Origin of the sequence: Gloeocapsopsis crepidinum LEGE 06123 (assembly GCF_015207655.1) — a bacterium.
In the GTDB taxonomy this organism is placed as follows: Bacteria; Cyanobacteriota; Cyanobacteriia; order Cyanobacteriales; family Chroococcidiopsidaceae; genus Gloeocapsopsis; species Gloeocapsopsis crepidinum.
Genome location: NZ_JADEWN010000020.1, coordinates 19,139 through 44,779, shown reverse-complemented (window position 1 = coordinate 44,779; position 25,641 = coordinate 19,139). Strand labels below are relative to the sequence as shown.

The 25,641-nt window shown below is 38.7% G+C and carries 20 protein-coding genes and 1 pseudogene; 18 read left to right on the top strand and 3 right to left on the bottom strand.

What is annotated here, in order from left to right:
* Positions 1 to 82 precede the first annotated feature (82 nt).
* The 5 genes from IQ230_RS10155 to IQ230_RS10135 all read left to right on the top strand — a co-directional run bounded on the left by IQ230_RS10155 (position 83) and on the right by IQ230_RS10135 (position 4,508).
* Positions 83 to 685 (top strand): TetR/AcrR family transcriptional regulator, encoded by a 603-nt coding sequence (locus tag IQ230_RS10155; RefSeq protein WP_193931882.1) that lies wholly within the window; start codon positions 83 to 85, stop codon positions 683 to 685.
* Positions 686 to 699: 14 nt separating this feature from the next.
* Positions 700 to 1,869, top strand: a complete 1,170-nt coding sequence (locus IQ230_RS10150) for an ABC exporter membrane fusion protein (protein WP_193931881.1) — start codon at positions 700 to 702, stop codon at positions 1,867 to 1,869.
* Between the two features lie 37 nt (positions 1,870 to 1,906).
* Entirely contained in the window at positions 1,907 to 2,521 is a 615-nt protein-coding gene (locus IQ230_RS10145) for a GNAT family N-acetyltransferase (protein ID WP_193931880.1), read from the top strand.
* Positions 2,522 to 2,584: 63 nt separating this feature from the next.
* Positions 2,585 to 3,745, top strand: a complete 1,161-nt coding sequence (gene devC, locus IQ230_RS10140; protein WP_193931879.1) for an ABC transporter permease DevC — start codon at positions 2,585 to 2,587, stop codon at positions 3,743 to 3,745.
* Between the two features lie 73 nt (positions 3,746 to 3,818).
* Positions 3,819 to 4,508, top strand: a complete 690-nt coding sequence (locus tag IQ230_RS10135; RefSeq protein ID WP_193931878.1) for a DevA family ABC transporter ATP-binding protein — start codon at positions 3,819 to 3,821, stop codon at positions 4,506 to 4,508.
* Between the two features lie 4 nt (positions 4,509 to 4,512).
* Here IQ230_RS10135 and IQ230_RS10130 read toward each other — a convergent pair whose 3' ends face one another.
* The 3 genes and pseudogenes from IQ230_RS10130 to IQ230_RS10120 all read right to left on the bottom strand — a co-directional run bounded on the left by IQ230_RS10130 (position 4,513) and on the right by IQ230_RS10120 (position 7,289).
* Positions 4,513 to 5,085: a methyltransferase family protein gene (locus IQ230_RS10130; protein ID WP_193931877.1), complete on the bottom strand. Its 573-nt coding sequence runs from the start codon at positions 5,083 to 5,085 to the stop codon at positions 4,513 to 4,515.
* A 21-nt stretch (positions 5,086 to 5,106) separates the two neighbouring features.
* Positions 5,107 to 5,621, bottom strand: a pseudogene (locus IQ230_RS10125) (Uma2 family endonuclease).
* A 168-nt stretch (positions 5,622 to 5,789) separates the two neighbouring features.
* The gene (locus tag IQ230_RS10120) at positions 5,790 to 7,289 is read right to left on the bottom strand and encodes a phytoene desaturase family protein (RefSeq protein ID WP_193931876.1); all 1,500 of its coding nucleotides are present in this window, start codon (positions 7,287 to 7,289) and stop codon (positions 5,790 to 5,792) included.
* A 232-nt stretch (positions 7,290 to 7,521) separates the two neighbouring features.
* Here IQ230_RS10120 and IQ230_RS10115 point away from each other — a divergent pair, with 232 nt between their 5' ends.
* From IQ230_RS10115 to IQ230_RS10055, 13 genes are all read left to right on the top strand, one after another.
* Positions 7,522 to 8,433 carry a putative selenate ABC transporter substrate-binding protein gene (locus IQ230_RS10115; RefSeq protein WP_193931875.1) on the top strand — a complete coding sequence of 304 codons (912 nt, stop codon included), beginning with the start codon at positions 7,522 to 7,524 and terminating at the stop codon, positions 8,431 to 8,433.
* Positions 8,434 to 8,612: 179 nt separating this feature from the next.
* The gene (locus tag IQ230_RS10110; protein ID WP_193931874.1) at positions 8,613 to 9,362 is read left to right on the top strand and encodes a phosphonate ABC transporter ATP-binding protein; all 750 of its coding nucleotides are present in this window, start codon (positions 8,613 to 8,615) and stop codon (positions 9,360 to 9,362) included.
* A gap of 56 nt (positions 9,363 to 9,418) precedes the next feature.
* Positions 9,419 to 11,092, top strand: coding sequence for a PhnE/PtxC family ABC transporter permease (locus IQ230_RS10105; RefSeq protein ID WP_322742369.1), 1,674 nt, complete (start codon positions 9,419 to 9,421; stop codon positions 11,090 to 11,092).
* 976 nt (positions 11,093 to 12,068) lie between these two features.
* Positions 12,069 to 13,445, top strand: coding sequence for an NB-ARC domain-containing protein (locus IQ230_RS10100; protein ID WP_193931873.1), 1,377 nt, complete (start codon positions 12,069 to 12,071; stop codon positions 13,443 to 13,445).
* Between the two features lie 323 nt (positions 13,446 to 13,768).
* Complete coding sequence (locus tag IQ230_RS10095; protein WP_193931872.1) at positions 13,769 to 14,881, top strand: glycosyltransferase; 1,113 nt, start codon at positions 13,769 to 13,771, stop codon at positions 14,879 to 14,881.
* A 23-nt stretch (positions 14,882 to 14,904) separates the two neighbouring features.
* Positions 14,905 to 17,118 (top strand): GumC family protein, encoded by a 2,214-nt coding sequence (locus IQ230_RS10090; RefSeq protein ID WP_228054733.1) that lies wholly within the window; start codon positions 14,905 to 14,907, stop codon positions 17,116 to 17,118.
* A 35-nt stretch (positions 17,119 to 17,153) separates the two neighbouring features.
* On the top strand, positions 17,154 to 18,080 hold the full coding sequence (hepC, locus tag IQ230_RS10085) for a heterocyst development glycosyltransferase HepC (RefSeq protein ID WP_193931871.1): 927 nt from the start codon (positions 17,154 to 17,156) through the stop codon (positions 18,078 to 18,080).
* A 27-nt stretch (positions 18,081 to 18,107) separates the two neighbouring features.
* The gene (gene hepA, locus IQ230_RS10080; RefSeq protein ID WP_193931870.1) at positions 18,108 to 19,952 is read left to right on the top strand and encodes a heterocyst formation ABC transporter subunit HepA; all 1,845 of its coding nucleotides are present in this window, start codon (positions 18,108 to 18,110) and stop codon (positions 19,950 to 19,952) included.
* A gap of 148 nt (positions 19,953 to 20,100) precedes the next feature.
* Entirely contained in the window at positions 20,101 to 21,135 is a 1,035-nt protein-coding gene (locus IQ230_RS10075) for a nitroreductase family protein (RefSeq protein WP_228054732.1), read from the top strand.
* Positions 21,132 to 22,256, top strand: coding sequence for a polysaccharide pyruvyl transferase family protein (locus IQ230_RS10070; RefSeq protein WP_193931868.1), 1,125 nt, complete (start codon positions 21,132 to 21,134; stop codon positions 22,254 to 22,256). Before IQ230_RS10075 ends, IQ230_RS10070 begins: the two co-directional genes overlap by 4 nt.
* Positions 22,257 to 22,505: 249 nt before the next feature.
* Positions 22,506 to 23,399: a glycosyltransferase family A protein gene (locus tag IQ230_RS10065; RefSeq protein ID WP_339384071.1), complete on the top strand. Its 894-nt coding sequence runs from the start codon at positions 22,506 to 22,508 to the stop codon at positions 23,397 to 23,399.
* A 149-nt stretch (positions 23,400 to 23,548) separates the two neighbouring features.
* Positions 23,549 to 24,520: a glycosyltransferase family 2 protein gene (locus tag IQ230_RS10060; RefSeq protein ID WP_193931867.1), complete on the top strand. Its 972-nt coding sequence runs from the start codon at positions 23,549 to 23,551 to the stop codon at positions 24,518 to 24,520.
* Between the two features lie 176 nt (positions 24,521 to 24,696).
* Complete coding sequence (locus tag IQ230_RS10055; protein ID WP_193931866.1) at positions 24,697 to 25,617, top strand: glycosyltransferase; 921 nt, start codon at positions 24,697 to 24,699, stop codon at positions 25,615 to 25,617.
* Positions 25,618 to 25,641: the final 24 nt, after the last annotated feature.

Genomic DNA, 25,641 nt, shown 5'->3' with positions numbered 1-25,641 from the left:
TAACAAACGTTCGATATAAAATTTGAGACAAGCAAATTCACAATGCCGATTTAATAAAAGACTGGGGTTCGCTCGTTATTCTATGCCCAAAATTGTTGACCATGACCAATATCGCAAAGAGTTACTCACAAAATGCTTTGATTTATTTGCTAACAAGGGTTACGCCTCGGTAACAATGCGCCAAATTGCCCAAGAAATAGGAGTATCGACAGGAACTCTATATCACTACTTTCCGAGTAAGCAAGCTTTATTTTGGCAGCTATATGACGAATTTAATGAACGAGACACTGCAAGTATGAATGCTGTATTGAATAATATTCATACTTTACAAGAACGAATTACAGCAATTTTTGATTATATTGCCCAGAACGAAGATTATTTCTTCAAACAATTTCTGATTACAAGTGACTTTTATCAACAACAAGATCGTACAGAGATTTTGGCAAATGAAACCCTCAAGCGCAACTATGAATTGAATCGAGATTTTGTTGCCAAAGCTTTGGAAACTGACGATCCGGCTGTAGTTAATTTTGCAATGTGTTTAGCAACAGGAATTATGGTTGTACGTTTATTTGAAGGCAATGTTGTTGAGTATGACGAGCAAGCACAATTGTTTCATAAAATGCTGACGCTTTATTTACAAGATGTATCGTTACACGAGTCTGATGAATTACCAGTGTCTTAAAAAGGAAAAAATCAATGGCGCTTGGGCTATTCTCTAAAGGAGCAAATCGCAAGTTAATCGGGTTAATTGTTTTAGCAATGCTTACCGGAGGTATTGCATATTATGGAATTTCTCAGTTTGGACAAAGAAGGATACCCCAATCTACTACAACGGTTCCCACTGTTAAAAAAGTCACTGCACTAGGAAGAATTGAACCTGAAGGTGAAGTCATTCGCTTATCTGCACCATTAGCGTTAGATGGCGATCGCATTTCCCAAATTCTCGTTCAAGAAGGAGATTCTGTGCAAGCGGGACAAGTTGTAGCAGTATTAGATTCACGCGATCGCTTGCAAGATGCGTTGCAACAAGCTCAACAACAAGTTAAAGTGACTCAAGCGCGACTTGCCCAAGTCAAAGCAGGTGCAAAACAGGGCGAAATTCAAGCACAGCAAGCAACAATTACGCGACTAGAAGCTGAACTCGCAGGTGAAATAGCAGCACAAAATGCCGCGATCGCTCGTTGGCAATCAGAAGTTCGTAACGCCAATGCTGAGTATAATCGTTTTCAACAGTTGTATCGACAAGGTGCCGTTGCAGCATCGAGTTTAGATAACAAACGTTTAACTGCTGAAACTGCCCAAGCCCAACTTGATGAGACGCAACAAACCCAAAGTAAAACGATAGAATCTCTCCAAGCGCAACTCAAAGAAGCACGCGCAAACTTAAATCAAATTGCTGAAGTACGCCCAGTTGACGTGCAAGCCGCCCAAAGTGAAGTTGAAGAAGCGATCGCATCTGTTAACCGCGCCCGCACTGATTTAGCACAAGCATATATTAAAGCACCAACCTCAGGACAAATTCTCAGAATTCACTCGCGAGTTGGAGAGAAAATCAACGATTCAGGGATTGCCGATTTAGCACAAACTAATACTATGTTAGTGGTAGCAGAAGTCTATCAAACCGACATCAATAAAGTCAAGCTAGGGCAAACTGCAACAGTTACCAGCGAAGCAATTAACGGCAAACTTCAAGGAGTTGTATCACACGTAGGTTTACAAGTCGATCGCCAAAATGTTTTCAGCAATCAACCAGGGGAAAACCTCGATCGTCGCGTTGTTGAAGTCAAAATTCGCCTTAACCCTACAGATAGTCAACAAGTTGCTGGGTTAACAAACTTACAAGTACAAACAGCAATTAAACTTTAACCTTATTTATAACGAATGTGCGATATCAGGAAAAATTATGAATGTACAAGTAGTCAAGTTAAAGCGATCGCAAATTGATGCAGCAAGCGAAGTTCTATCACAAGCATTTAACAACGATCCGATGTTTAGATACTTTGCGCTAAAAGACGAACCAGCAAGACTCGATCTGATTAACTGGGTTGCAAAAACAATCCTGCGTTACAGCTATCCCTACAACCACATCTACACAACCCAAGACGACATAAAAGGAATTGCCGTATGGCTACCACCGGGAAAATACCCACTCAACAATTTACGATTACTCCTATCTGGATTATATAGAATTCCTCCCAAACTGCGTTTCGATAGATTCAAACAACTAATCGCCCTCTACTCCAAGATTGAAGAATACCATCAACAAGATCTACCGGAAAAACACTGGTATCTAAATATGCTAGGTGTTTCACCCGCATATCAAAGCCAAGGAGTTGGTAGTTTACTACTACAGCCAATCCTCAAGCAAGCAGATCAAGAACAACTCCCCTGCTACCTAGAAACATCCACTGAAGGAGGCGTACGCTTTTACCAAAGACAAGGTTTTAAAGTACTGCGTTCTGGTACATTCCCTGAAACAAATCTGCAATACTGGACACTCAAACGAGAACCACAATAGCTAACTGGTAATTCATTTAAGAAATACCCATTACTCATTAACCGCTACCTAAATGGTATTACTATGCTTCCTAAATGGCTGCGCCGTACACCCTTAGCATGGCGACAACTCCTCAAAGAAAAAACTCGCCTACTTGTCGCATTAGCCGGAATAGGCTTTGCAGATATGCTGATATTCGTACAGCTAGGATTACTCGATTCACTATTCGATTCAGCAACCAAATCCCATCAAAACCTGCAAGCAGATCTTGTCCTAATCAATCCACAATTTCAAACGTTATTCTACGTTAAAAACTTTCCCAGAGAACGGTTGCTACAGACATTATCTTATGACGGAGTTGTGTCAGTGCGTTCTTTATATGTCGATACTGCCCAGTGGCGTAGCCCAGAAACATTACTCAATCGAGGTATTTTAGTATGGGGTATCGATCCAGCAAATCCAGCCTTTAACTTTCCCGAAGTCAATCCTTATTTAGATCAGTTAAAACAACTAGATCGGGTACTCTTTGATCGCGCTTCACGTCCTGAGTATGGACCAATTGCAGATTTATTACAACAAGGGCCCCTAACCGCACAAGTGAACGATCAAACCGTTCAAACTATTGGTTTGTTTACATTAGGCGCTTCTTTTGGTGCTGATGGCAATATTATTACTAGCGATTCAACTTTTTTAAAGCTATTTCCCCAACGCCAACCAAATCAAATTAATGTCGGGCTAATTCAGCTACAACCTGGAGTTGATCCACAAGCAGTACAAGCCCAACTGCAAGCAGGTTTACCCAATGATGTCAACGTACTCACACCCGAAGAATTTGCGCAAATTGAAATTAACTACTGGGAAAGTGGCGGTATTGGTTTTATTTTTGGGCTGGGTGTTGTTGTTGGCTTTATTGTCGGGATTGTGATTGTTTATCAAATTCTCTATTCCGACGTTTCCGATCACTTACCAGAGTATGCCACATTAAAAGCAATGGGATACAGCGATCGCTACTTACTCACTGTATTAATGCAAGAAGCTTTGCTTTTAGCTGCATTAGGTTTTATTCCTGGATTCTTGTTATCTCTGGGACTTTATCAAATAACTTACATGGCTACTCTTTTACCAATTGCAATGAAATTAGAACGCGCCGCATTTGTACTGCTACTCACAATTATTATGTGTAGTGTTTCCGGTGCGATCGCCATGCGTAAACTACAATCTGCCGATCCTGCTGATGTCTTCTAGATGGTAGCCAAATTTTCAGCTAGCCTGTAAACATCCAAACTTTCAAAATCAGGTTCTCCCATTACCAATTACCATGCAACCCCCCGTTATTTCTATCCACAAGCTCAATCATTACTTTGGTGAAGGAACGCTGCGCAAACAAGTTTTATTTAACATAAACTTAGAGATTCAAGCAGGTGAAATTGTAATAATGACAGGACCTTCAGGATCGGGTAAAACAACTTTGCTAACGCTAATGGGTGGACTAAGATCCGCACAAGAAGGCAGTTTAAAAATTCTCAATCAAGAAATGTGTGGTGCTAACAAACGGCAATTAATTGAGATTCGGCGTAACGTTGGCTACATTTTTCAAGCACATAATTTAATGACATTTCTCACCGCAAAACAAAACGTACGGATGTCTTTAGAATTACATGATGAGATGATAAATCAAGATTTAGATGCAAAAGCGATCGCCATGTTAAAAGCTGTAGGTTTAGGCGATCGCGTTGACTATTATCCAGAAAAACTGTCAGGAGGACAAAAGCAAAGAGTTGCGATCGCAAGGGCTTTAATTAGTTATCCTAAGATTGTTTTAGCCGATGAACCTACCGCCGCACTTGATAAAAAATCTGGGCGCGATGTCGTCGAAATTATGCAAAAATTAGTAAAAGAACAAGGCTCCACTATATTACTTGTTACCCACGACAACCGTATCTTGGATATTGCAGATCGCATTCTTTACATGGAAGATGGGTGTTTAGTAGATAAACAACTTGTGTAAGTTTCTAGTAAACTAAGGAAATCATTTTCTTAGTCTTTTCTTTATAGGCTTTATAGTCTTCTCCAAATGTATTTTCTAGCATCTCCTCTTCTACACGAATACGATAATCAAATGACACAAAACTAGTGAGTGTCGTAATTAAAAGTACAATCCAATTAGATACAGCTAGTCCTGCACCAATAGTCATTACAAAAACACCTAAATAACCAGGATGGCGAATAATACTATATAGACCAATATCAATAATTTGGTGTCCTTCAACAATTTGAAGTGTTCGCGTATAAAATTTACCCAGCGTTTGAGCAGCCCAGTATCGAATGACTAGTCCACTCATCATCAAAATAATTCCTATCCAACTAACATATGTATTATTCCAATACCCTAGATTAGAAAGATTCAAGATAGGTGCTAATAATACAAGTAAAATACTAAATAAACCATTAGCCCACATCGCATAGGAACTATTACGATCAGATAAACCTGGTTGAAGGCTAAGGGCTTGTCCTCCTTTTCTTAATGTCCTTTCTACAATAAAGTAGCAAGCTATTAAAAAATAAGCTAAAAAAGTTGTTATCATTTTCACTATTTTAGTATAACACTACCAAATTTCATTTAAATCAAGTACAAACTCTGGTATACATCTTCTCCAGATAATGAGGTAGGCGATTGTATTATTTCTATAGAGCATCCTTGACGATAAATTTCTACTTGTTGTTTTTGTGGATCGATAAGCCAACCTAAGCGATCGCTACTAGAGCGTAATTCAATTACAAAATCAGGCGCAAGCGGAGGAAACTTGTCTTGTTCTTTTTTTGTAAGTCTGTTCCAATGTTCTAAACTAATCCAAGCAGCGTCAGGAGAACAAAAAGCACCATTAGGTAACTTAAACTCTGTAGAAGAATCAAAAACTTTACCTAATTTCTTTTACTTATTCCAAGCTTGGAGTTGATAGGTAATTTCTGCATTGCGATTACCGCTAGTTCCTCCTGTAGGTGGCATAACGATTAAAGTACCATGCTGACCAATCTCAAGCTTTAAATCAGGATTATCCTCACAAATTTTAAGATACTGCTCTTCTTTAATAGGAGCGATCGCACTAAGATTCAACAGCATCATTTTCTCGCGCCTCCCTCAAGTAACTCTAGATATGTAGCAGTCTTAAATCATTCGTGAAAACCTCTATATGTTCTTCTCTCTGTATTCTCTGAGTTTCAGGCGTTGGTTATATATACTTTGGGTAGTTAGTAAGGTTTTATAATACTAATTACCCAATTTTGCCAACTATACAGCAGTCAGTGAGCCTAAATCTTGATTCACAAAAAACGTTGCACTTCGTGCTGCTTCTAAAATAGTTAACAACCCACTACCAGGATGCACAGCACCACCAATCCAGTATAAATTGCGGACATTCTCAGAACGAATGGGAGGACGGAATGGACCTAACTGACGCCATCCATGCCCTAAATTGAAAACTGCACCTAAGTAAACATTGTAATCATCGCGCCAAGTATCTGCTGTGTAGCAAGTTTCGGTGACAATCTGCTTTTCTACATCTGCAAAGCCTAAAATTGACATCCGTTTAATAACGAAGTTTCGATACGCCTGCTGTTTACTCTGCCAATCAACACCGTAGGATGTATTTGGAATCGGTACTAAAACATACAGTGTACTGTGTCCTGCTGGAGCATTACTAGGGTCAACAATTGACGGATTGCAGACATAAAATGGAGGATCTGTTTCATCTAATGCAGAATCATCCACCCAAGGACGTTCGCGCTTGCGGATATGTTCAGATAAATATAGTTGATGATGTGGTAATTCATAACGGCGATTAATACCCAAGTACAGCATAAACGTCGAACACGAAAACTGCATTGATTTAAGTTTGTTGTCGCTGTAACGTCCCCGCGCCGATTCGGGAAGTAAATGTCGCACACCATAACCAAAGTCTGCATTGACAATAACTGCATCTGCAACAATGCGTTCGCCACTGACTAACTCAACACCACGAGTGCGATCGCCTTCGATCCACACCTGTTTGACAGCACAATTCAAGTGAATCTTAACGCCTAAATCCTTCGCCGCATGAGCTAAAGCTTGTGCTAATCCACGAAATCCACCTTCAGGATGCCAAACTCCATCAGCAAATTCTAAAAAAGGAATCAAGCTAAATATACTTGAACAAACAGTGGGGTGCATTCCTAGATACTTCGATGGATAGCTGAGTGCATATACTAAGCGATCGTCTTGAAAAAAGCGCCAAAAATGTTGATAAAGTGTTTCCCAAGGACGAAAAGACAATCCAGCCGCAATTTCACCAGGACGCAGATATCCCAAAGGCGATCGCACAGGTGAACCTAAATAAGGCTTATATCCTGCCTCGTTTTTCCGAATGTGTTCTGTATACCACCGGTCAAACGCTGCTGGTAAATCTGGACGCATTGCCGCAAGTTGTGCTTTAAAAGCATCAAGATCTGAAGTTAAATCTAACTGGCTATCATCCCAGAATCGTATCCGTGTATTTGGATTAAGCTGCTTGAAGTGAATGTAGTCTGCTAATTTTAGCCCCGACTCGGTAAATAACTCCTCATATACGCGTGGTAGCTGTAGAATAGTCGGTCCAGTATCAAAAGCATAATCTCCATCAACAAACCCCCGCATTCTTCCACCAACGCGATCCGCAGCTTCAAAGATTTGCACTGAATACCCTTGACTTGCTAGTCGCATTGCTGTAGCTAAGCCACCTGGTCCTGCTCCTACAATAATAATTTGTTGTGACATTACCTAACCCTAGATATACAAGCCTCTCTTTTGCTAGCGTAGCGCTATCACTTGGCAATACTCTAAAGCTATAAGCCGGACGTCACAAATTATTTTAATTGGCTGTAGCGATCGCTCAATATAACTCAAGTCTATTCCAAAGTATTATTCTAGATAACGGCAGGCAAGTAAACGCACCATCTCTAAAGCACTGTAAACTACTAATCTGTTACTTGAGTCACAAAATACTTGCATGAGATTTTCTTGGTCGAGTTTCTTACTCTTAATATTGCCATTAACTGCTTGTTCGCCTAACGTATCTAAAACTGCAACAACTGCTCAAACAAATATACAACCCTTAGTCACAGGAGCAATTCCCGATCGAGATCCTGAAAAGTTACAGCGTCAATATGGTAAGCTAGCTGCTTATTTAGAAAAAGAATTAGGCATACCAGTCGAATACAAACCCGTTACAGACTACACTGCGGCAGTGACAGCTTTCAAAGTTGGAGAATTGGATTTAGTCTGGTTTGGAGGCTTAACTGGAGTCCAAGCGCGGTTGCAAGTACCAGGTGCAGAAGCGATCGCCCAACGCGACATCGATGAAAATTTTCATAGTGTCTTTATTGCTAACAAAAATAGTGGTCTAAAACTTATCCAAAACACTGCTGAACTTCAGCAACTTAAAGGACATACTTTTACTTTTGGTAGCGAATCTTCTACATCAGGGCGATTGATGCCACAATACTTCTTACAACAAGCTGGAGTTCAATTAACCGACTTCAAAGGTGAACCAGGTTTTTCCGGCGATCATGATAAAACAATTAAACTTGTGGAAGCTGGTAGTTACAATGCAGGAGCAGTAAATGAAAAAGTGTGGCAGGAAAGAGTTAAAAATCAAGAAGTCGATTTAAATCGAGTACAAGTAATTTGGCGGACTCCTACTTATTACGATTATCATTGGCTAATTCATCCCCAAGTGCAACAACGTTATGGTAAAGATTTTGTTCAAAAAGTCCAAAATGCTTTATTCAAACTCAACCCTCAAATAATCGAACAAAAAGAAATTTTAGACCTTTTGGCAGCAAGTAAATTCATTCCAACTCAAAATTCTAACTACACCCAAATTGAAGCAATTGGTCGGGAGATTGGTAAGATTAAATAATTTCATTTTGTAGTGTAAATAGATGTAAAACTACTTGTGTTTTATCATGAATACAGATAATATAGTAAGTATATTTTTTTAGCTACATAACGTTGTAGTTAAAGCACCGAGGACCATTGTCCTCGGTGTTGCTTTCAGAGGCTTACAAAGCGATCGCCCTGAATTACGATTGAGTCATAATGAATACAAAGTCACTAATCTTTGAACTCAAAAATGTTACAAAGAGCTTTAGTCCCCTGCAGGCTTTGACAGATATCAATCTACAAGTTTATGCAGGCGAACGTGTTGCTTTAGTCGGTTCGAGTGGTGCAGGAAAAAGTACTTTAATTAGTTTACTTAACGGTACACTTCTACCAAGTCAAGGAGAAGTATGGGTGTTAGGACGTAACTTAGCGCATTTGCGTTCTAAATCACTCCGACAAGTACAGTGCCAAATCGGTACAATTTATCAGCAATTTCATTTAGTAGATAACCTACGCGTAGTTCATAATGTCAATGCTGGACATTTAGGTAAATGGTCAATTTTTAAAGCAGTATTTTCACTCATTTATCCTTTAGAAGTTAAAACAGCACTTAAAGCTTTAACTCAAGTAGGTATCCCAGAAAAATTGTATGCGCGTACTGATAAACTTTCAGGCGGACAACAACAACGAGTAGCAATCGCACGAGTTTTAGTCCAAAATCCCCAAGTAATTCTTGCAGATGAACCTGTTGCCAGTTTAGATCCCGAACGCAGCCGCGAAATACTGGAGTTGTTACAGCAATTGAGTCAGGATTTAGGTAAAACTTTAGTAAGTAGTCTGCATGATTTTGATTTTGCTTGTAGATATTATCAGCGGATTATTGGTTTGCGACAGGGGCGGATCTTGTTCGATGTTGCAGCTAAAGATGTTTCAACGGCAATGGTGAAGGAGTTGTATAGGATTTGAAGACTGAACTACATTGGCGCAGCCTTGCCGTAAGGTAGACACAAAGGTTGGAGACAGTGATAATTTTAGGATTTCTGAAGCGTTCATCTTTAATCAGTTGGCGAACGTGGGGATTGCTATTTGCAATATCCTTCATTTGGTCACTACATATAGCTGGTATCTCTGAACGCGATTTAGTTAATCAAGGTGGTTGGAATCTTGTTTGGCGTTTTGTCGTAGCTGCAATTCATCCTGAGTTAAGTAGAGAGTTTTTGCTATTAACTCTCAATGCAAGTTTAAAAACGCTTGCTTATGCGGTATGTAGTACATTCTTTAGCATTTTGATTGGATTAATTGCAGGTGTATTGTCTTCAGAAGTTTGGTGGAGTATTGGTAACAATCAAACACCTTGGTTATTTGGAAGAGGAATTTTAGCATTTCCAAGAGCAATCCATGAACTGATTTGGGGTCTGTTTCTGATAAATATTTTTGGGTTAGATCCATTAGTAGCAATTTTAGCGATCGCTATTCCTTTCGGGGCAATTACTGCTAAAGTTTTTTCGGAAATTCTTGATGAAACTCCACGTCAGCCGCTACTTGCTTTATTAAATAGTGGTGCGTCTCCATTCAGTGCATTTGTCTATGGCTTGTTTCCACAAGCTTTTCCTAATTTATTATCTTACAGTTTTTATCGTTTTGAATGCTCAATTCGATCGGCAGCGGTACTCGGAATTATCGGCGCAGGTGGATTAGGATATCAACTATTACTAAGTCTTCAGTCATTGCGCTACGAGCAGATGTGGACCCTACTGGGTGCTTTAATCATCTTAAGTGGTAGCACTGATTTTGGGTGTACTTGGTTGCGCGATCGCTGGGGATTACCCAGCCGTTTAGATCTTAATGTTCTTAACTTTCAGCAGCATCGCAAACTACTACAACGAGATTCTGTATTTATTTCAATCTTAGCTGCAATAATTTTATTCATATTTTCTTTTTGGTACGTACAAGCTGATTTTAGTAAACTTTGGCAAGTACGTTCTTACGAACGCTTAGCGACAATTATTCAAATAGCCTTGCCACCCAATACAAGTCAATTAAACCAACTATTTACACTGGCTACTCGTACACTTGCTATGTCAATTTTAGCAATTGCTAGTGCAGGTTTTGGTGGAATTATCTTGGCTTTTTTAGCAGCAAGGAACTTTGTATTACCACAAGGGATTTTAAGTGATGCTACAAAATCTAGTCAATTGCACCTCACATTCTTGAGATGGGGCGTTTTACTATGTACCCGCTTTTTTCTATTGTTTATCCGTGCAGTTCCTGAACCGATTTGGGCGTTGATATTTCTATTTGTCTTGTTTCCTGGAATTCTACCAGGAGCGATCGCACTCGGTCTACATAATTTGGGGATTTTAGGACGTTTAATGGCAGAAGTTGTTGAAAATCTCGATCAACGTCCACTGCGATCGCTGCAAGCTGCTGGTGCAACAAATCCACAAGTTTTTCTCTATGGCGTTTTACCTAGCACTTTTCCTCGGTTTTTTGCTTATATCCTCTACCGCTGGGAAGTTTGCATGCGCGCTACAGTTATTGTCGGAATTGTCGGTGCAGGAGGCTTAGGGCGTTTACTAACAGAACAATTAAGTAGTTTCGATTATAATAGTTTACTCACAACTTTAATTGTGTTTGTTATTCTGACTTTTATTGTTGATTTGATCAGTGCCTCAGTCCGTAAGACACTAAGATAATAGAATTTTAGGTTAAAACTCGTATCAGTTTAGTTAATAGCCTTTGAAAGGGTTAACGTATAATTGCTCTTATGATTCGACGCCAACTTCAAATCAATGGGCGCTAATACAAGCCCACTCTGCGTACGACTGGCGATCGCTAAACTTAAACTAATGCCTAGTGCAAATTTTTTCCTTGCATACTGCTTTAATAGCTTGAACAATTGCTCTCAAGCCGCAACCAACAGCAATCTTTTTAACCCAATCAGCATGTTCCAACCCTCACAACTGATAAAAGTCATCTGAGTAGTTAGTAATGGCTACCCAGATGAGCGTAAGCAAGTAGATTTGCAAAAAAAACTCCGGTAAGTCGGTAGGAATACCGTATTTATCTACAAGTCTTAAATGTGGCATATATAGCTTGAAAAAGCAAGTATATAATTAACAATTCCATTAAAATCTGATTTGCTGTAGCGCGACGAGGTGCAGCGATCGCCGTCACGCATCATGCTGATTGTGCCAACAATCAATCTAACTTTTAAAGTGTATACGTGATTAATACTGATTGACTTTAATATAGAGATATGTATGATATGAAAAAATACTAATATTAAATATCTACTCTTAGTTGCAATAATCTACTTTGTTACTGCTGACACAGTTTAAGAAGGAGTAGCTTAATCGCGCTATCTCGATTGATTTGAAATCAAGTAAGTTTAGTTTTGCTTACTGAGAAGACATTGAAGCAAAAATTTTGTTAATTAATAGCTTTTCTATCTTCAGAGAGAGTACATAAAGAAATCGTGATGTCATAACTGTGTCGATAAAAATGTATTCGTAATCTCAAATACATTAAGTAAGGAATATTAGTCCATCAACTAGGGCAATCAAGTTTCAAAACATGACGGCTGAGTAGCTTATATGCAAAGAGGTGTCGTGGCGGACAAGGTTCTTAATTTTCTAAGAACGTTGAAAAATTAAATTTAGAGCATCACTAATGAACATATCTGTAGAAAGGGCACTAGAAATCTTAGATCAATTCAAGGTGGACTTGAGCGAAGTCCAAGAAATGGTGTTCAAACAAACTTGGGAAGGACATTCTTACCAAGAAATTGCCAAAAACTCTGGATACCAATTTTCCTATATTAGAGATATTGGTTATCGGCTATGGCAGTTACTATCAGCAGCATTTGAGCAGAAGATTACTAAAAATAATATTCAACATGTCTTAAAGCATTATGTTTTAAGTACCGAATCATCTAAACTCAATAGTAATGATTCAGTATATTTACCAGAAAAAACACCAGGAACTATCCCTATCACATACCAAACAGAAATCGCGTTGCACAGCAAAGATAGGAAAGAAGCACTTGATATTTCCGCTTTTTTTGAGCGTGAAGCTGAAGTTGCAACCTTAAAACAGTGGATATCACAACGCTGTCGTTTAATTACGATACTAGGCGTACGGGGAATCGGCAAAACGACTTTAGCTACTATTGCTACAGAACAAGTTCAACAGGAGTTTCGACATATCATTTGGCGATCGCTACACAATACTCAAACAGTCAACGATTTGCTCAGAGAGATTATTGCAGGGTTATGTCCGCATCCAGAGGTTAATTTGCCTCTATCTTTGCAGGGCTTGATTTCATGTTTGATGCAATATTTACGCGAGTACCGCTGCTTGTTAGTATTAGATAGTTATGAGTTCATACTTCAAAAAAAACAAAGATCTGGACATTATGCTGCTGATTATGAAGGATACGGTCAATTTCTGCAAAGAGTTGCGGTTGAACGTCATCAAAGCTGTGTCATAATCGTTACTCAAGAAAAGCCTATCGGGATCTCAGCGGTTGAAACAGAATACTTACCTGTGCGATCGCTACATGTTCAAGGTTTGTCGCAACAAGCTGCTGAGCAAATTCTCAAAGCCAAAAATCTAAATTTCACCAAAGACGAAGGTAGTGAACTTATCAATGTCTATGATGGAAATCCCTTGTTTCTAAGATCTGTTGCAGTATCAATTCAATCTCTATTTGGTGGAGATGTGTCTAGATTCCTATCTCAAAAGACTTTCGTTTTCGGAGATATTTGGGATGCGATCGAGCAGCAGTTCAACCGCTTGTCAATCGCAGAAAAACTTTTGATGTATTGGCTCTCTACTAATGATGATTGGTCTCTCTTATGGGAATGTCCAGATTCACTACAATTTTCACGCCGAGAAATACTTGAAGCCCTGCAATCTTTACAACACAAGGCATTGATTGAAATTGACTCTTTCTGCTTAACCCAGCCAGTGGTAATTAAAGAGTATATGGCTGAGTCTATTAAGCATCGCAAGCCTGACGTAATCGAGTTAGTCAAAGCGTCCTAAGTTACGATTAATAGATTTACTTCAGCCTCGAAGAAAGTTGCTAGGCTGCGACTGTGCATTTCAAAAAAAATTAGATGCATATAAGATTCACATGTCTTACATTCTCAGTACACCTACGATATTTTTACGATATTTTTTACGATGTTTTTACGATGTTTTAAATTGTAAAAAAAGTGACAGCGTGTAAACTGGCATCTAAAGCAGAACAAAACAGAACAAATACCTAATCTGGTTCGCGATCAACTTTGCCTTTAGTATTTGGGTCAGTTTGCGTACATAGGGCGTTTCACTTTTCTATTCGATAAGGAATAAGTGCATCAATTATGAAGATTGCTCTAGTTCACGATTACTTAACGCAAAAAGGAGGAGCGGAACGTGTCTTTGAATTACTGTGTAGGCGCTATCCTGATGCTGATGTTTTTACATCGTTATATGATGCCAAGAACACAATCGATTTAGGTGAAAGAATCGTTTATACAACTGGGTTACAAAATATTCCAGGGGCAAAAAAGTATTTCAGATTAATGGCTCCACTCTACTTCCCAGCTTTTCGCACTTTAGACTTGCAAGACTACGATCTAATTATTAGTAGTAGTAGCAGCTTTGCTAAAGCTGTTCGTAAAAGAATTGGAGCGAAGCATATTTGTTTTTGCCACAATATAACTCGGTTTTTATGGGATACCGCAACTTACCTCAGAGAATACCGCGATTATCAATATCTTTATCCGGTACTTGAAAAAATCTTTGGAGCTATGCGGCAAGTAGACTTAAAGTATTCGCAAGAGCCTGATTACTATGTAGCAAACTCCCAAATTGTTGCCCGCCGTATTCAACAAACGTATCGAAAACCAGCACTAGTTATTAATTACCCAATTGATGTTACTCAATTTCAGTTTTCTCGAGAAAAAGACGATTTTTATCTAGCGTCAGCTCGCTTAATTAGCTACAAACGTATCGATGTTATTATTGAAGCTTTTAACTGGCTGGGATGGTCTTTAGTCATATTAGGAAATGGACCAGAAAGAGAACGTTTAGAGTCACGAGCTTTAAAAAATATTCGATTTTTAGGTCATGTTAGTGATAAAGAGCGTGCTTTTTTAATGTCAAAAGCAACATCTGTGATTGTTGCAGCATTAGAAGATTATGGATTAGTTCCAATAGAAGCAAACACAAGTGGGACGCCCGTCATTGCGTATGGTGCAGGAGGTGTGCTTGATACACAAATACCTGGCAAAACAGGAGTCTTTTTTCAGCGACAAACACCTGAAGCTTTACAAACTGCGTTGTTAGATGCCAAACAAATTCCTTGGAATTATTTGAAAATTCGCGATCATGCAATCAATAATTTTTCCGAAGAAGTATTTTTTAGCAAAGTTGAACAATTAATTGAGCAAGTTTTTGATCAGCCAGAACCAATAGCGATATCAAATGTTTGATTTTACAGTTGGTGAGAATACCAATGAATAAAGACAGTTTAGCGATGGCTACGGAACAGGAGGCAGGTTACGGACAGCTTTTATCAGTTTTAATACGTAGGCGCTTTTTGTTATTGTCTGTGCTGTTTGGAGTTCTGTCGATTGCAACTATTCTCACACTAATTACAAAGCCAACCTATAAAAGTTCGATGCAGCTTTTAGTTGAGCCTAACTATCAAGGAAAAACTGACCAAGGACAAAGAAAAACGACAGAAAGCGAATTTGCTGACTCTAATGTTGAGGTAGATATTGCAACTCAAATCAACTTGATGAGTAGTTCAATACTTTTACAAAGAGCAGTTTCTTTATTACAGCCTGAGTATCCTGATATAGATATCAAGTCACTGAGAAAATCTCTAACACTATCACCTGTGCAAGGGCAAGATGGAACTGGTAAAAAAGTTAGGACAAAAATTGTTGAAGTTCTCTACACAGATAACGACCCACAGAGAACTCAAAATGTTCTCAACGCAATGCAGCAAGTTTATCAAGATTACAACTTAGAACAGCAGAAGTTACGCTTAGCAAAGGGTTTGACTTTTATCAATGAGCAGCTACCTGTCATTAAAGATAGAGTTAACCAAGCTGAAAATGCTTTAGAACTATTTCGTGAAAGCAATAATCTCATCGATCCAGAGTTACAAGCAAAAGCACTTACAGATGCTTTAAATAATGTTAAACAAGAACAACGCACAAATAGAAATCAAATTGTGCAAACTCAATCGCGTTTGCATAATTTACAGCAACAGCTTGCTAGTACGCCGCGAAATGCACTAGTTTCCTCGCGTTTAAGTCAATCGCAACGTTATCAAAACTTACTCAATGAAATTCAGAAAACAGAACTCGCCTTAGCGCAGCAACGCTTACGCTACACTGATTCTTCCCCCCAAGTTGAACTTTTGCTGTCTCAGCGCGATACCCAGCGTGAGCTTTTACAACAGGAGATGCAAACAGTTGTGGGAGAAAATGCGATCGCCAGTGAAGAAGATACAACAACTGCAGGAGAGCAAGGTCAATTAGATATCAATCTAGCAGGAGAGTTGGTTGAAGCGCAGACAAACTTAGTTAGTCTTCAAGCAAATGCGCAGAGTTTAGCAAATGCAGAGCAGCACTTAAGCGCAGAAATACAAAAATTTCCTACTCTGCTTGCACAGTACAATCGTCTCTTACCAGAAGTATCAGTTAATCGAGAAACACTCCAACAACTCATGACTGCACGTCAGGAGTTAGGTTTGCAACTCGCAAGAGGTGGTTTTGACTGGCAAGTTGTCGAGCAACCAGGCATAGGCGAGCAAATTAGTCCGAGTATTAAGCGGAATCTGTTATTAGGAGTCGTTGTCGGGCTGACTTTAGGTTGTTTTGCTACGTTTATCCGTGAAGCAGTTGATGATGCAGTTCACTCTTCAGATGAGTTGAAAAAGCAAGTAGCACTACCTCTTTTAGGTTTAATTCCAGAGTTACCACCAGCAAAACCGAATGGACTTATTAAGTTAAATAAGCAGCAAACACAAGTCCTTCCTATGCTCTGTTTGCAATCGTTTCGCGATGCGCTGGATCTGATTTACAAAAATATTAGATTGCTGACGGCATTTCCAGTAAAATCGTTAGCCGTTACTTCAGCCCTTGCTGGCGAAGGTAAGACAACTTTAGCTTTAGGTTTGGCGATCGCCGCAGCGCGTTTGCACCAAAAAGTATTGCTGATTGATACAGATCTGCGTCGTCCTAGTTTACACAAGCAATTAGAACTGTCGAATGACCAAGGACTATCAACTTTACTGACAAGCGATCGCGCTTTACCTTGTCAAAGACGCATTCAACTTTTTGGCGCACAGATTGATGTGTTGACTTCAGGTCCTACGCCAGTAGATCCTGTGCAGCTACTAAGTTCCTCAAGAATGAAGGAAATGATGCTTGCTTTCGAGGAAGAGTACGATCTGGTGCTACTTGATACTCCTCCTGTTCTCGGTAGGGTAGATGCAATCCAAACAGCATCTTTTTGCAGTGGTGCAATTTTAGTAGCGCGTATTGATCGGGTCACTCGTACAGAAATTACCCAAGTCACAGAAATGTTGAGTCGCACAAATGTATTTGGAGTTATTGCCAATGCAGTAGCTAATAGCCCTCGGTATAGCAGTACTTACGCTGAATCACCACGTAGCCGATTTTTACTGAATCACTTAGCTGCTGTTGAAAGTTAATCACTAAATCACGATTGTAGGAAATGAGGCACAAGATGAGTAGCTTTAATGCGATCGCAATAGAATCAGATTTTCCCGTTCTTCAAAATCAACAGGACAATGGCGTATCACCGTGCAATCTAATTTGGCGACAGCGAAAACTCTTAGTTAAACTGTTCCCTCAATTTAAACAACCCTATATGCCTTCGTTGGACAATCAGCAACGATTAGTAGAGTGTTTGCAACGCTCTCCAATTCAACTTATTCGTCTCGATCATAACTTGAGTGAGGTACAAATTCAGTTATGGGCGGACGCGAGTCACCAAGCAAACAAATCAGTTTATCTCAAACTCCCTGCTGCAGAATCAATCGCAAAAAAACGCAAATCATTCAATTGGTTTTTCAAGCGTTGCAGTGATTGGCTTGCGGCGATCGTCTTAATACTGTTGCTCATGCCATTGATGGGATTTTTATCACTGCTAGTTTATTTGTCTTCTCCAGGTCCAATTTTTTTCCAACAGTGGCGTGTCGGCGAACGAGGTAAGTTGTTTCGGATTTATAAATTCCGCACTATGGTTGCCGATGCGGAAAAACTTCACCATCAGTTAATGGCTAACCAAAACGGCTTGCATAAACTCGTAGACGATCCTCGGTTAACACCCGTAGGCGCATGGATGCGCAAATACAGTCTCGATGAGTTGCCACAGTTATTTAATGTCTTACGCGGTGAAATGAGTCTTGTAGGTCCGCGTCCTTGGGCTTTGTATGATGCAATGCGATTAAGTGCAGAAGGTAAAAAACGATTAAATGCACTTCCAGGAATTACAGGCGCTTGGCAAGTACAAGCAAGATCAACTTTGCTTGATATCAATGCCGTTAACAATTTGGATTTAGACTACCTGCACAACTGGTCTTTAGGTAGAGATCTGATGATTCTACTACAAACTTTTCCTAAAGTTTTGTCTGGTTTTGGTGCATTTTAGTCTACTGCGCTATTTTTAAATCCAATCATGCGTTACAAATTTCTACCTTTTATGGGTTTGCTTAAAAGTACTCACTTTTGGCAAGAAAACTACTTAATCTTACGCGAGTTACAGTATTTTCCTACATCTGTCATTTTAGCCATTGTATTTGCTTTGTTAGCAGCAGCTTTTGAAGGCTTCGGTATCGGTTTTCTACTTGCGTTTTTACAAAGTTTAGTAGAACCAAGTGGTACGCCATTTCAAACAGGAGTTTATTGGTTTGATGTTTGGGTTTTAGGAATAGATACTTCAGAACTGAGTCGGTTGTATCGAATTTCTGCACTGATTTTAACTGCAACTTGGATTAGGGCAGTATTTAACTACCTGACACAGGTTTATATAGAAGTTGTTCAAAGTAAGTTAATGGCTTGCTTAAAGAAGCAAATTTTTGAGCAATTGCGATCGGTGAGCTTAAAGTATTTTAATTCAACTAATTCAGGAGAATTAATTAACAGCATTACAGGCGAAATTAAAAGCCTCAAACAAGCTTTTTCTTTGGTAGCTTTTAACATCACTAAAAGTTTAACACTAGCAGTTTATGCGCTCATTTTGTTTCGGATATCTTGGGTACTAACAGTTATTGCCATTCTTTTATTTACATTATTAGCAGTAGGACTTTCTACTCTTAGTAAACGAGTACGCGAAGCAAGTTTTGCCGTATCGAAAGCTAATGGTGCATTTACTGCGATCGCTGTTGAATTGATTAATGGTATTCGTACTGTACAAGCCTTTGCAACCCAAGATTTTGAGCGAAAACGCTTCTACCAAGCAAGCGATCGTGTTGAGAAAGCGACGATTGCGTCGGTCATGGGATTGGCACTCGTTCGACCTCTTGCTGAAGGTGCTGCTACCACAGTTTTAGTATTAATGATTATAGTAGCGATTACTATATTTGTTGCGAATGGAACACTAGAAGTTGCCTCATTACTGACATTTTTGTTTGTTTTATTTCGTTTAGTTCCAGCAATTCATGAAATCAACTGCAATAGCGCTCGTTTGAATAGTTTTCGCGGTGCAATCGAGAATATTAATCAAGTGCTCAGAACGGACGATAAACCTTATCTTCTCAACGGTACAAAACAATTTTCCGGATTGCAAAAAGCAATTGAATTTGTCTCAGTAGACTTTGGCTACGATCGCGATCATTTAGTCTTAAATAATGTCACGTTAACCATCAAGCAAGGGCAAACAACTGCACTCGTTGGTGCTTCTGGTGCAGGTAAATCAACACTCGTAGATCTGATTCCCCGCTTCTACGATCCAACGCAAGGTAATGTTTTCATTGATGGAGTTGATCTTTGTAAGTTTGATATCAATTCGGTGCGACGGAAGATGGCGGTTGTTAGTCAGGACACTTTCATTTTCAATACTTCAGTACGCAACAACATTGCTTATGGATTAGATACAGATGAAGCGGCTATTTGGGAAGCCGCAAAACTAGCAAACGCCTTAGAATTTATTCAACAAATGCCTGAAGGCTTTGATACTCAACTAGGCGATCGCGGCGTCCGCTTATCAGGAGGTCAACGTCAGCGAATTGCGATTGCAAGGGCTTTATTACGCAATCCTGATATTCTCATTCTCGATGAAGCAACAAGTGCCTTAGATTCAGTATCCGAACACCTGATTCAAGAATCATTAGAAAAACTTGCTGTGGGGCGAACCGTCATTGCGATCGCGCATCGATTATCTACTATCATTCGAGCTGATAAAGTCGTTGTAATTGAACAAGGACGGATTGTCGAACAAGGTGGATATCAGGAGTTATTAGAACAGCGCGGCAAGCTGTGGAAATATCACCAAATGCAGCATGAATTAGCGCGAGCAAGTTAATACTCAAGTTTACCTCTTTATTTTGCAAAGAAGAGCGAAGCCAAGAAAATCTCTTTTCTATAAAAATATGGTCAGCCTAGCTAAACGCGCAGTCAAATCTCAGATTCCTGAAGTTGGAATCATCAAGTTGAAACAACTTCATAGTTCTATGAATAGGCTAGTTCTTAAATTTCGCAATTTCTGCGATGAGCTAGTTCTACAACTTTGCATTCGCTCTCCACTGCTGAGTTCGCTTTACTATGCCTTTACTTCACCTGCATTTCGCAGAGAACACCACGGAGTTATCCACGGCAAATTGAAGTATGCCGAGAATTTAAAGTTAGCGCAAGACAGTAATTATTTGCTCAGACGCAATATCCACCGTCTCGAAAAGGGTCTGATTATGCAACCTCGACGAGATACTTTTGCAACCGAATACATTGTGGAAACAGTTGAAAGCTATAAAAATGCTTTACTAGTAAGGCAGAACTGGTCTTTTACTGATGAATTGCAGTGGGCGCATGATGTTTTGCAGCAGTATTTCAGCGTTGTTGCTTCTGAACCTACCATTGACCAAGCCAGAGAAAAATTCTTTCGTCTCGAGCCACTCTGTAGCAATAACCCTTTAGTTCCCTATAAGCGAGATTTAAGCAATCCATCTTCTGTAAGCTACGACCAATTTCTAGGGTTATGCTATCGACGCCGTTCAGTGCGCTGGTATTTGCAAAAGCCAGTACTTAGGGATTTGTTCGATCAGGCGATCGCCGCAGCAAATCTTTCTCCTAGCGCTTGCAATCGTCAGCCTTTTGAATTTCGGATCTTTGATGAACCCGAACTAGTACAAAAAGTTTCCTCAGTACCTATGGGTACTAAAGGCTTCAATCACAACTTTCCAGCAATTGTGGTTGTCGTCGGTAAATTACGAGCGTACTTTAGCGAACGCGATCGCCATGTCATCTACATTGATGGTGCGCTTGCATCAATGTCGTTCATGTATGCCTTAGAAACCTTGGGGTTAAGTTCATGTCCTATCAATTGGCCAGAGATGGAACCGCAAGAAAGTCAAATGGCAACGCTACTCAATTTGGAACCTGATGAACGGGTAATTATGTTAATTTCTGTCGGTTATCCCGATCCAGATGGCATGGTTCCTTATTCCCAGAAGAAACCTTTACACCAAATTCGGAGATATAACGAGTTATGAACTTTACTATATATGGGGTCAATTCTAACAACAAAGGTGCCGAATTAATGTTGTACTCTGTCAAACAAAAAATCCAGGATTGGGATAGAAGCAACACCCTTTCTACAAATGTAAAACTCGGCAGTCTTGAACAAGGTAAGCAAGTTACGATCAACTACCTTCCCACTCGAAAATCGCAAAAATTAGCAGCCAATTTAATTCCAAAAACAGTACGGAAAAAGTATGGCATTACTTTAGAATCAGAAGTTGACGCTGTACTAGATGCTTCTGGGTTTGCCTATAGCGATCAATGGGGAGCTGGAAAAACGGAACATATGGCAGATATTTACTCGCGCTGGAAAAGTCAAGGTAAGAAGATTGTTCTTTTACCCCAAGCTTTTGGTCCATTTACGAGTAAAAGAATTCAAGACGCATTTAGTCAACTGCTTAATAATGTAGATTTAGTTTTCGCTAGAGACGAAGTATCTTACGAGTGTATAAGTCAGTTATCAGTTCCAATGGAGCAGGTAAAAATTGCACCAGATTTTACGAATTTAGTTCAAGGAATAGAGCCAAGCTATATAAAAGATTTGATTGGTAAGCCATGTATAATTCCCAATATTCGCATGACTGACAAAACTTCCCCTGAATTGAGCCGATCGTATTTTTCCTTCTTGACTTCAAGCATTGAGTACTTACTAGACAAAGGGCTTGAACCATTTATACTCCTTCACCAGCTAACTGACTTTGAATTAGGCTCACAGCTACAAGCCCAAGTTAGCCGAACAGTTCCTGTCATTAAAGAAGATAATCCACTATACATAAAAGGTATTTTAGGTAAATGTTACCTCGTTATCAGCTCGCGCTTTCACGGTTTAATTAGTGCACTTTCTCAAGGAGTACCTTGTGTAGGAACAGGTTGGAGCCACAAGTACAAAATGCTCTTTAAAACCTACAATTGCTCAGACTTACTCATCAATCTTGAAAATAATATTGATGAAAATCTTAGTAAACTTGATGCAATTATTTATGAACCTACGAGAACGCAAGTAATTGAGGCAATAGCTCAAGCAGCTAAACAACAAAAGGTCTCAAGTCAACAAATGTGGGCTGATGTAGAGAACTTGCTTGTAAATAATTGAATTTTGTTGCTGTACTTGTTCTCGTATCAGCAGTGTAAAATTCCATTACTAGAAGGCTTTACTGAGTGAATCTATTTAGCCTTCTATACCTGACTCAAGTGGATCAAATGAAATTTGAAGCAGAAGTTCCAAGTTGTTCAATCGTATTTGAGACAGAAAACCTCTCAAGTGTTGAACTAGAAAATATTTACCTTAGCTTCTCTGGAAAAACAAAATATTCCAATTACTTTAGCAAACGAGTTTCTAATTATGGTTGGTGGCTACGCATCCCAAAAGGTAACTGAACAGATTAGCACAAAATATCCCTGGATTAGTATTAAACAAATACCAGGAATTGGCTACCATGAAGCAAAAATGATAGGTACTACCCTAGCTACAGGGAGAATTGTTTTTTGCGATTCGGACTGTGTTTATGCTTCAAGTTGGTTAAAAAACATTCTTACTGCGTTCTCACAAAGTTTAGGTATTAACATTGTCGCCAAAGAAATAAGTATACTAGTTAGAAATCCTTATAAGCTTGCTATAGCTATACGCTACTTTTTTCCTCGGTTTTCCTACCAAGAGCAAGCATATATATCCCAAGGATACTATCTAAACAGCGTAGCTTTTCGCCGTCATTTTCTCTTACAACATTCCATCCCTGTAGATTTACCACTGTATCGCAGTAACTGTCAGATTTATATTCATTATTTGCATAGTCAGGGTTACAACATATTAAAACATTCTCAAGCACAGGCTAACCACGAGCCATCGACGATGTCTTTTATGAGCTGGTGCTATTTACTCAGAGATAGAGATCGAGCTTTAAGAGAGCCGCTCAAACTGAGTTTAACAAATAGTACTGATTTGAATAACATTTCTCAGCTTACAAATAGTTATCAACTCACGCGATCGCAAAAAAATTGTGCTGTTATTCGTACACTCTGGCAAGCAAAATTTTTCAAAAAAGCTCAGATGGTAGCAGTTTTACAGGAAGACCCACGTAGAATATTTTCACTACCTTTAACTGTTCCGATTGCAGTTTATTTTGAATTACTTTACACCATAGGTAGTATCATTACCTATTTTCAGCCTAATCTGTTGCTAAATTTTTATAAACAAAGAGAAGCTAGCTCTGGTGAGCTTACCATAGCTCAAACATAGCTTATTTTACTAACTAATAGTAATTCATCAAAAATACTTAGTCTTAAGTACCTTTTAAAAAGGATTAAGGGTGATTAGACGAAATAAAAATAATATAAAATCTTCCATTACATAATTAAATAAAAACAGCACGTTTTACGAATAAAAACATGGCTATGTTAACACAAAACTTACTTCAAGAATATTACAATCAAGCTGTTGATGTATCAGTTATAATTCCCACACACAATAGAATTTCCATGCTAGAGGATGCCTTAGCAAGTGTGTTTTTGCAAGACTTTGACGGTACTGTTGAGATTATTGTTATTGATGACAATTCTCAAGATAGAACATCAGAAATTATTAGCAAGAAGTATCCAAAAGTTCGCCTAATTAGCCTCCAACAGAATGTCGGTGCTTATGCAGCTAGAAATAAGGCTTTATTAGAAGCAAAAGGCAAGTACATTGCCTTTCTTGATTCTGACGATCTTTGGGAGAAAAACTATCTAAAAACTCAAGTTACTGCCTTGGAAGGCAAAACAAGATGCTTTTGTATTAGCGACCTAGTTGTATGGAACACAACAAAAAATCAAAAGCAAATTTTTGTTCAGAAACCTAACCTAGAAAAATATACTTCTCTTATACATCACTTCCTCGTTGCAAGTTTCATATATACTCCTTCTTCTGTTGTCATTCCTCGAAAAGCATTTGATGAAGTTGGATTATTTGATGAAACAATTAGAATAGGTGAAGATGCTGCTTTGTATGAGCGGTGTATAATTTCTGGATATCAACCTATCTTTACAGAGATACCACTTGCTATTAAACGCAAACATAGTAGTGAACAATTAACTAACGCTAAGAACCTTGAAAACAGGAAAAAGCATCGTTTTGATCGCGTCAATAAGCTTTATCCTTTAATTGAAAAGCAGTTTAGCATAGTTCCTCTGCAACGTATTCATGCAGAAATTCATGCAGATTTTGCCAGCCAATATATTAGTAAAAACTATATTTTACATTGGCTCGCTTCATCTATAGCTTCAGCTCATAGTGCTTCTTTAAAATATACCTTTTTCAACATGATAGACGACATGAAAGAGTTACTTCATAGACAGTTAATAAGATATAGGAAAAACACATGAAAGCAATACTTAGCTAGTAAACAAACTAACTTGAGAAACTTATTTTTCTGTATTTTTTTATTAAGATTAAAAGATTTAAATTAGCTTTAAAATAACGTTTAGATTAGCAAGAAAAGTTTATTGTAGGTTGCATAATTACGGTTTTATTACAAATAACAGATAAAAAATAAAAGCTAATGAGTAACATCTCAGATCCATTTGTTTCTGTAATCATTCCGGTTTTCAATGATAATCAACGTTTAAAAACTTGTTTAGAAGCTTTAGAGAACCAGACTTACCCTAAAAATCTGTATGAGGTTATCGTAATAGATAATGGATCTGATGAAAGCATCAAGAAAGTTGTTGAGACATTTGGGCAAACATTTGCTACCTACGAAAGTCAACCAGGTTCTTATGCTGCTCGAAACAAAGGAATTTCAATTGCAAAAGGAGAGATAATAGCTTTTACGGATTCAGATTGTATACCTACTCAGAATTGGCTTGAAACAGGAGTTAATCATCTTTTATCTATACCAAACTGTGGCTTAGTTGCTGGAAAGATAGAAATTTTCTTCAAAAATCCAAATCGTCCAACTGCTGTAGAGCTTTATGATAGTGTGACATTTCTTCAACAGAAAAGATACGTTGAACAAGAAAAATACGGAGCTACAGCTAATCTATTTACTACTGAAAAAATCCTTAAGCAAGTAGGTGTTTTTGACTCCAAGTTAAAATCTGGTGGAGATGTAGAGTGGGGAAGACGAGTATATAGTTACGGCTATTCGTTATTCTATGCTGATGATAGTAAAGTTCTGCATCCAGCTAGAAGTTCATTAGAACAACTGTATAAAAAAGTTGCTAGGCGAAGTGGCGGTATTTATCAACTAAATCAGTTAAATAAAGATAACACTTCAATACCTTTGCTAATCAAACTACTCGTTAATATGTTATCTAGTTTAAGACCTCCTCTTAGATCAGCGGTACATAAATCGTATTTCAACAAAAACTTAAAAGATAATGAGCAAAAAATTAAAGTTTTTACGATTGCAATGATTGTACACTACTTCGATTCTTTTGAAAGAATAAGAGTGCAATTAGGAGGTACTCCTAAAAGATAAGAGTAGCTTTTATATGTAATAACT

Coding starts and splice junctions, on each gene's coding strand:
- IQ230_RS10155 (WP_193931882.1), top strand. CDS start 83: ATGCCCAAAATTGTTGACCATGACCAATATCGCAAAGAGTTACTCACA.
- IQ230_RS10150 (WP_193931881.1), top strand. CDS start 700: ATGGCGCTTGGGCTATTCTCTAAAGGAGCAAATCGCAAGTTAATCGGG.
- IQ230_RS10145 (WP_193931880.1), top strand. CDS start 1,907: ATGAATGTACAAGTAGTCAAGTTAAAGCGATCGCAAATTGATGCAGCA.
- devC (WP_193931879.1), top strand. CDS start 2,585: ATGCTTCCTAAATGGCTGCGCCGTACACCCTTAGCATGGCGACAACTC.
- IQ230_RS10135 (WP_193931878.1), top strand. CDS start 3,819: ATGCAACCCCCCGTTATTTCTATCCACAAGCTCAATCATTACTTTGGT.
- IQ230_RS10130 (WP_193931877.1), bottom strand. CDS start 5,085: ATGATAACAACTTTTTTAGCTTATTTTTTAATAGCTTGCTACTTTATT.
- IQ230_RS10120 (WP_193931876.1), bottom strand. CDS start 7,289: ATGTCACAACAAATTATTATTGTAGGAGCAGGACCAGGTGGCTTAGCT.
- IQ230_RS10115 (WP_193931875.1), top strand. CDS start 7,522: ATGAGATTTTCTTGGTCGAGTTTCTTACTCTTAATATTGCCATTAACT.
- IQ230_RS10110 (WP_193931874.1), top strand. CDS start 8,613: ATGAATACAAAGTCACTAATCTTTGAACTCAAAAATGTTACAAAGAGC.
- IQ230_RS10100 (WP_193931873.1), top strand. CDS start 12,069: ATGAACATATCTGTAGAAAGGGCACTAGAAATCTTAGATCAATTCAAG.
- IQ230_RS10095 (WP_193931872.1), top strand. CDS start 13,769: ATGAAGATTGCTCTAGTTCACGATTACTTAACGCAAAAAGGAGGAGCG.
- IQ230_RS10090 (WP_228054733.1), top strand. CDS start 14,905: ATGAATAAAGACAGTTTAGCGATGGCTACGGAACAGGAGGCAGGTTAC.
- hepC (WP_193931871.1), top strand. CDS start 17,154: ATGAGTAGCTTTAATGCGATCGCAATAGAATCAGATTTTCCCGTTCTT.
- hepA (WP_193931870.1), top strand. CDS start 18,108: ATGCGTTACAAATTTCTACCTTTTATGGGTTTGCTTAAAAGTACTCAC.
- IQ230_RS10075 (WP_228054732.1), top strand. CDS start 20,101: ATGAATAGGCTAGTTCTTAAATTTCGCAATTTCTGCGATGAGCTAGTT.
- IQ230_RS10070 (WP_193931868.1), top strand. CDS start 21,132: ATGAACTTTACTATATATGGGGTCAATTCTAACAACAAAGGTGCCGAA.
- IQ230_RS10065 (WP_339384071.1), top strand. CDS start 22,506: ATGGTTGGTGGCTACGCATCCCAAAAGGTAACTGAACAGATTAGCACA.
- IQ230_RS10060 (WP_193931867.1), top strand. CDS start 23,549: ATGGCTATGTTAACACAAAACTTACTTCAAGAATATTACAATCAAGCT.
- IQ230_RS10055 (WP_193931866.1), top strand. CDS start 24,697: ATGAGTAACATCTCAGATCCATTTGTTTCTGTAATCATTCCGGTTTTC.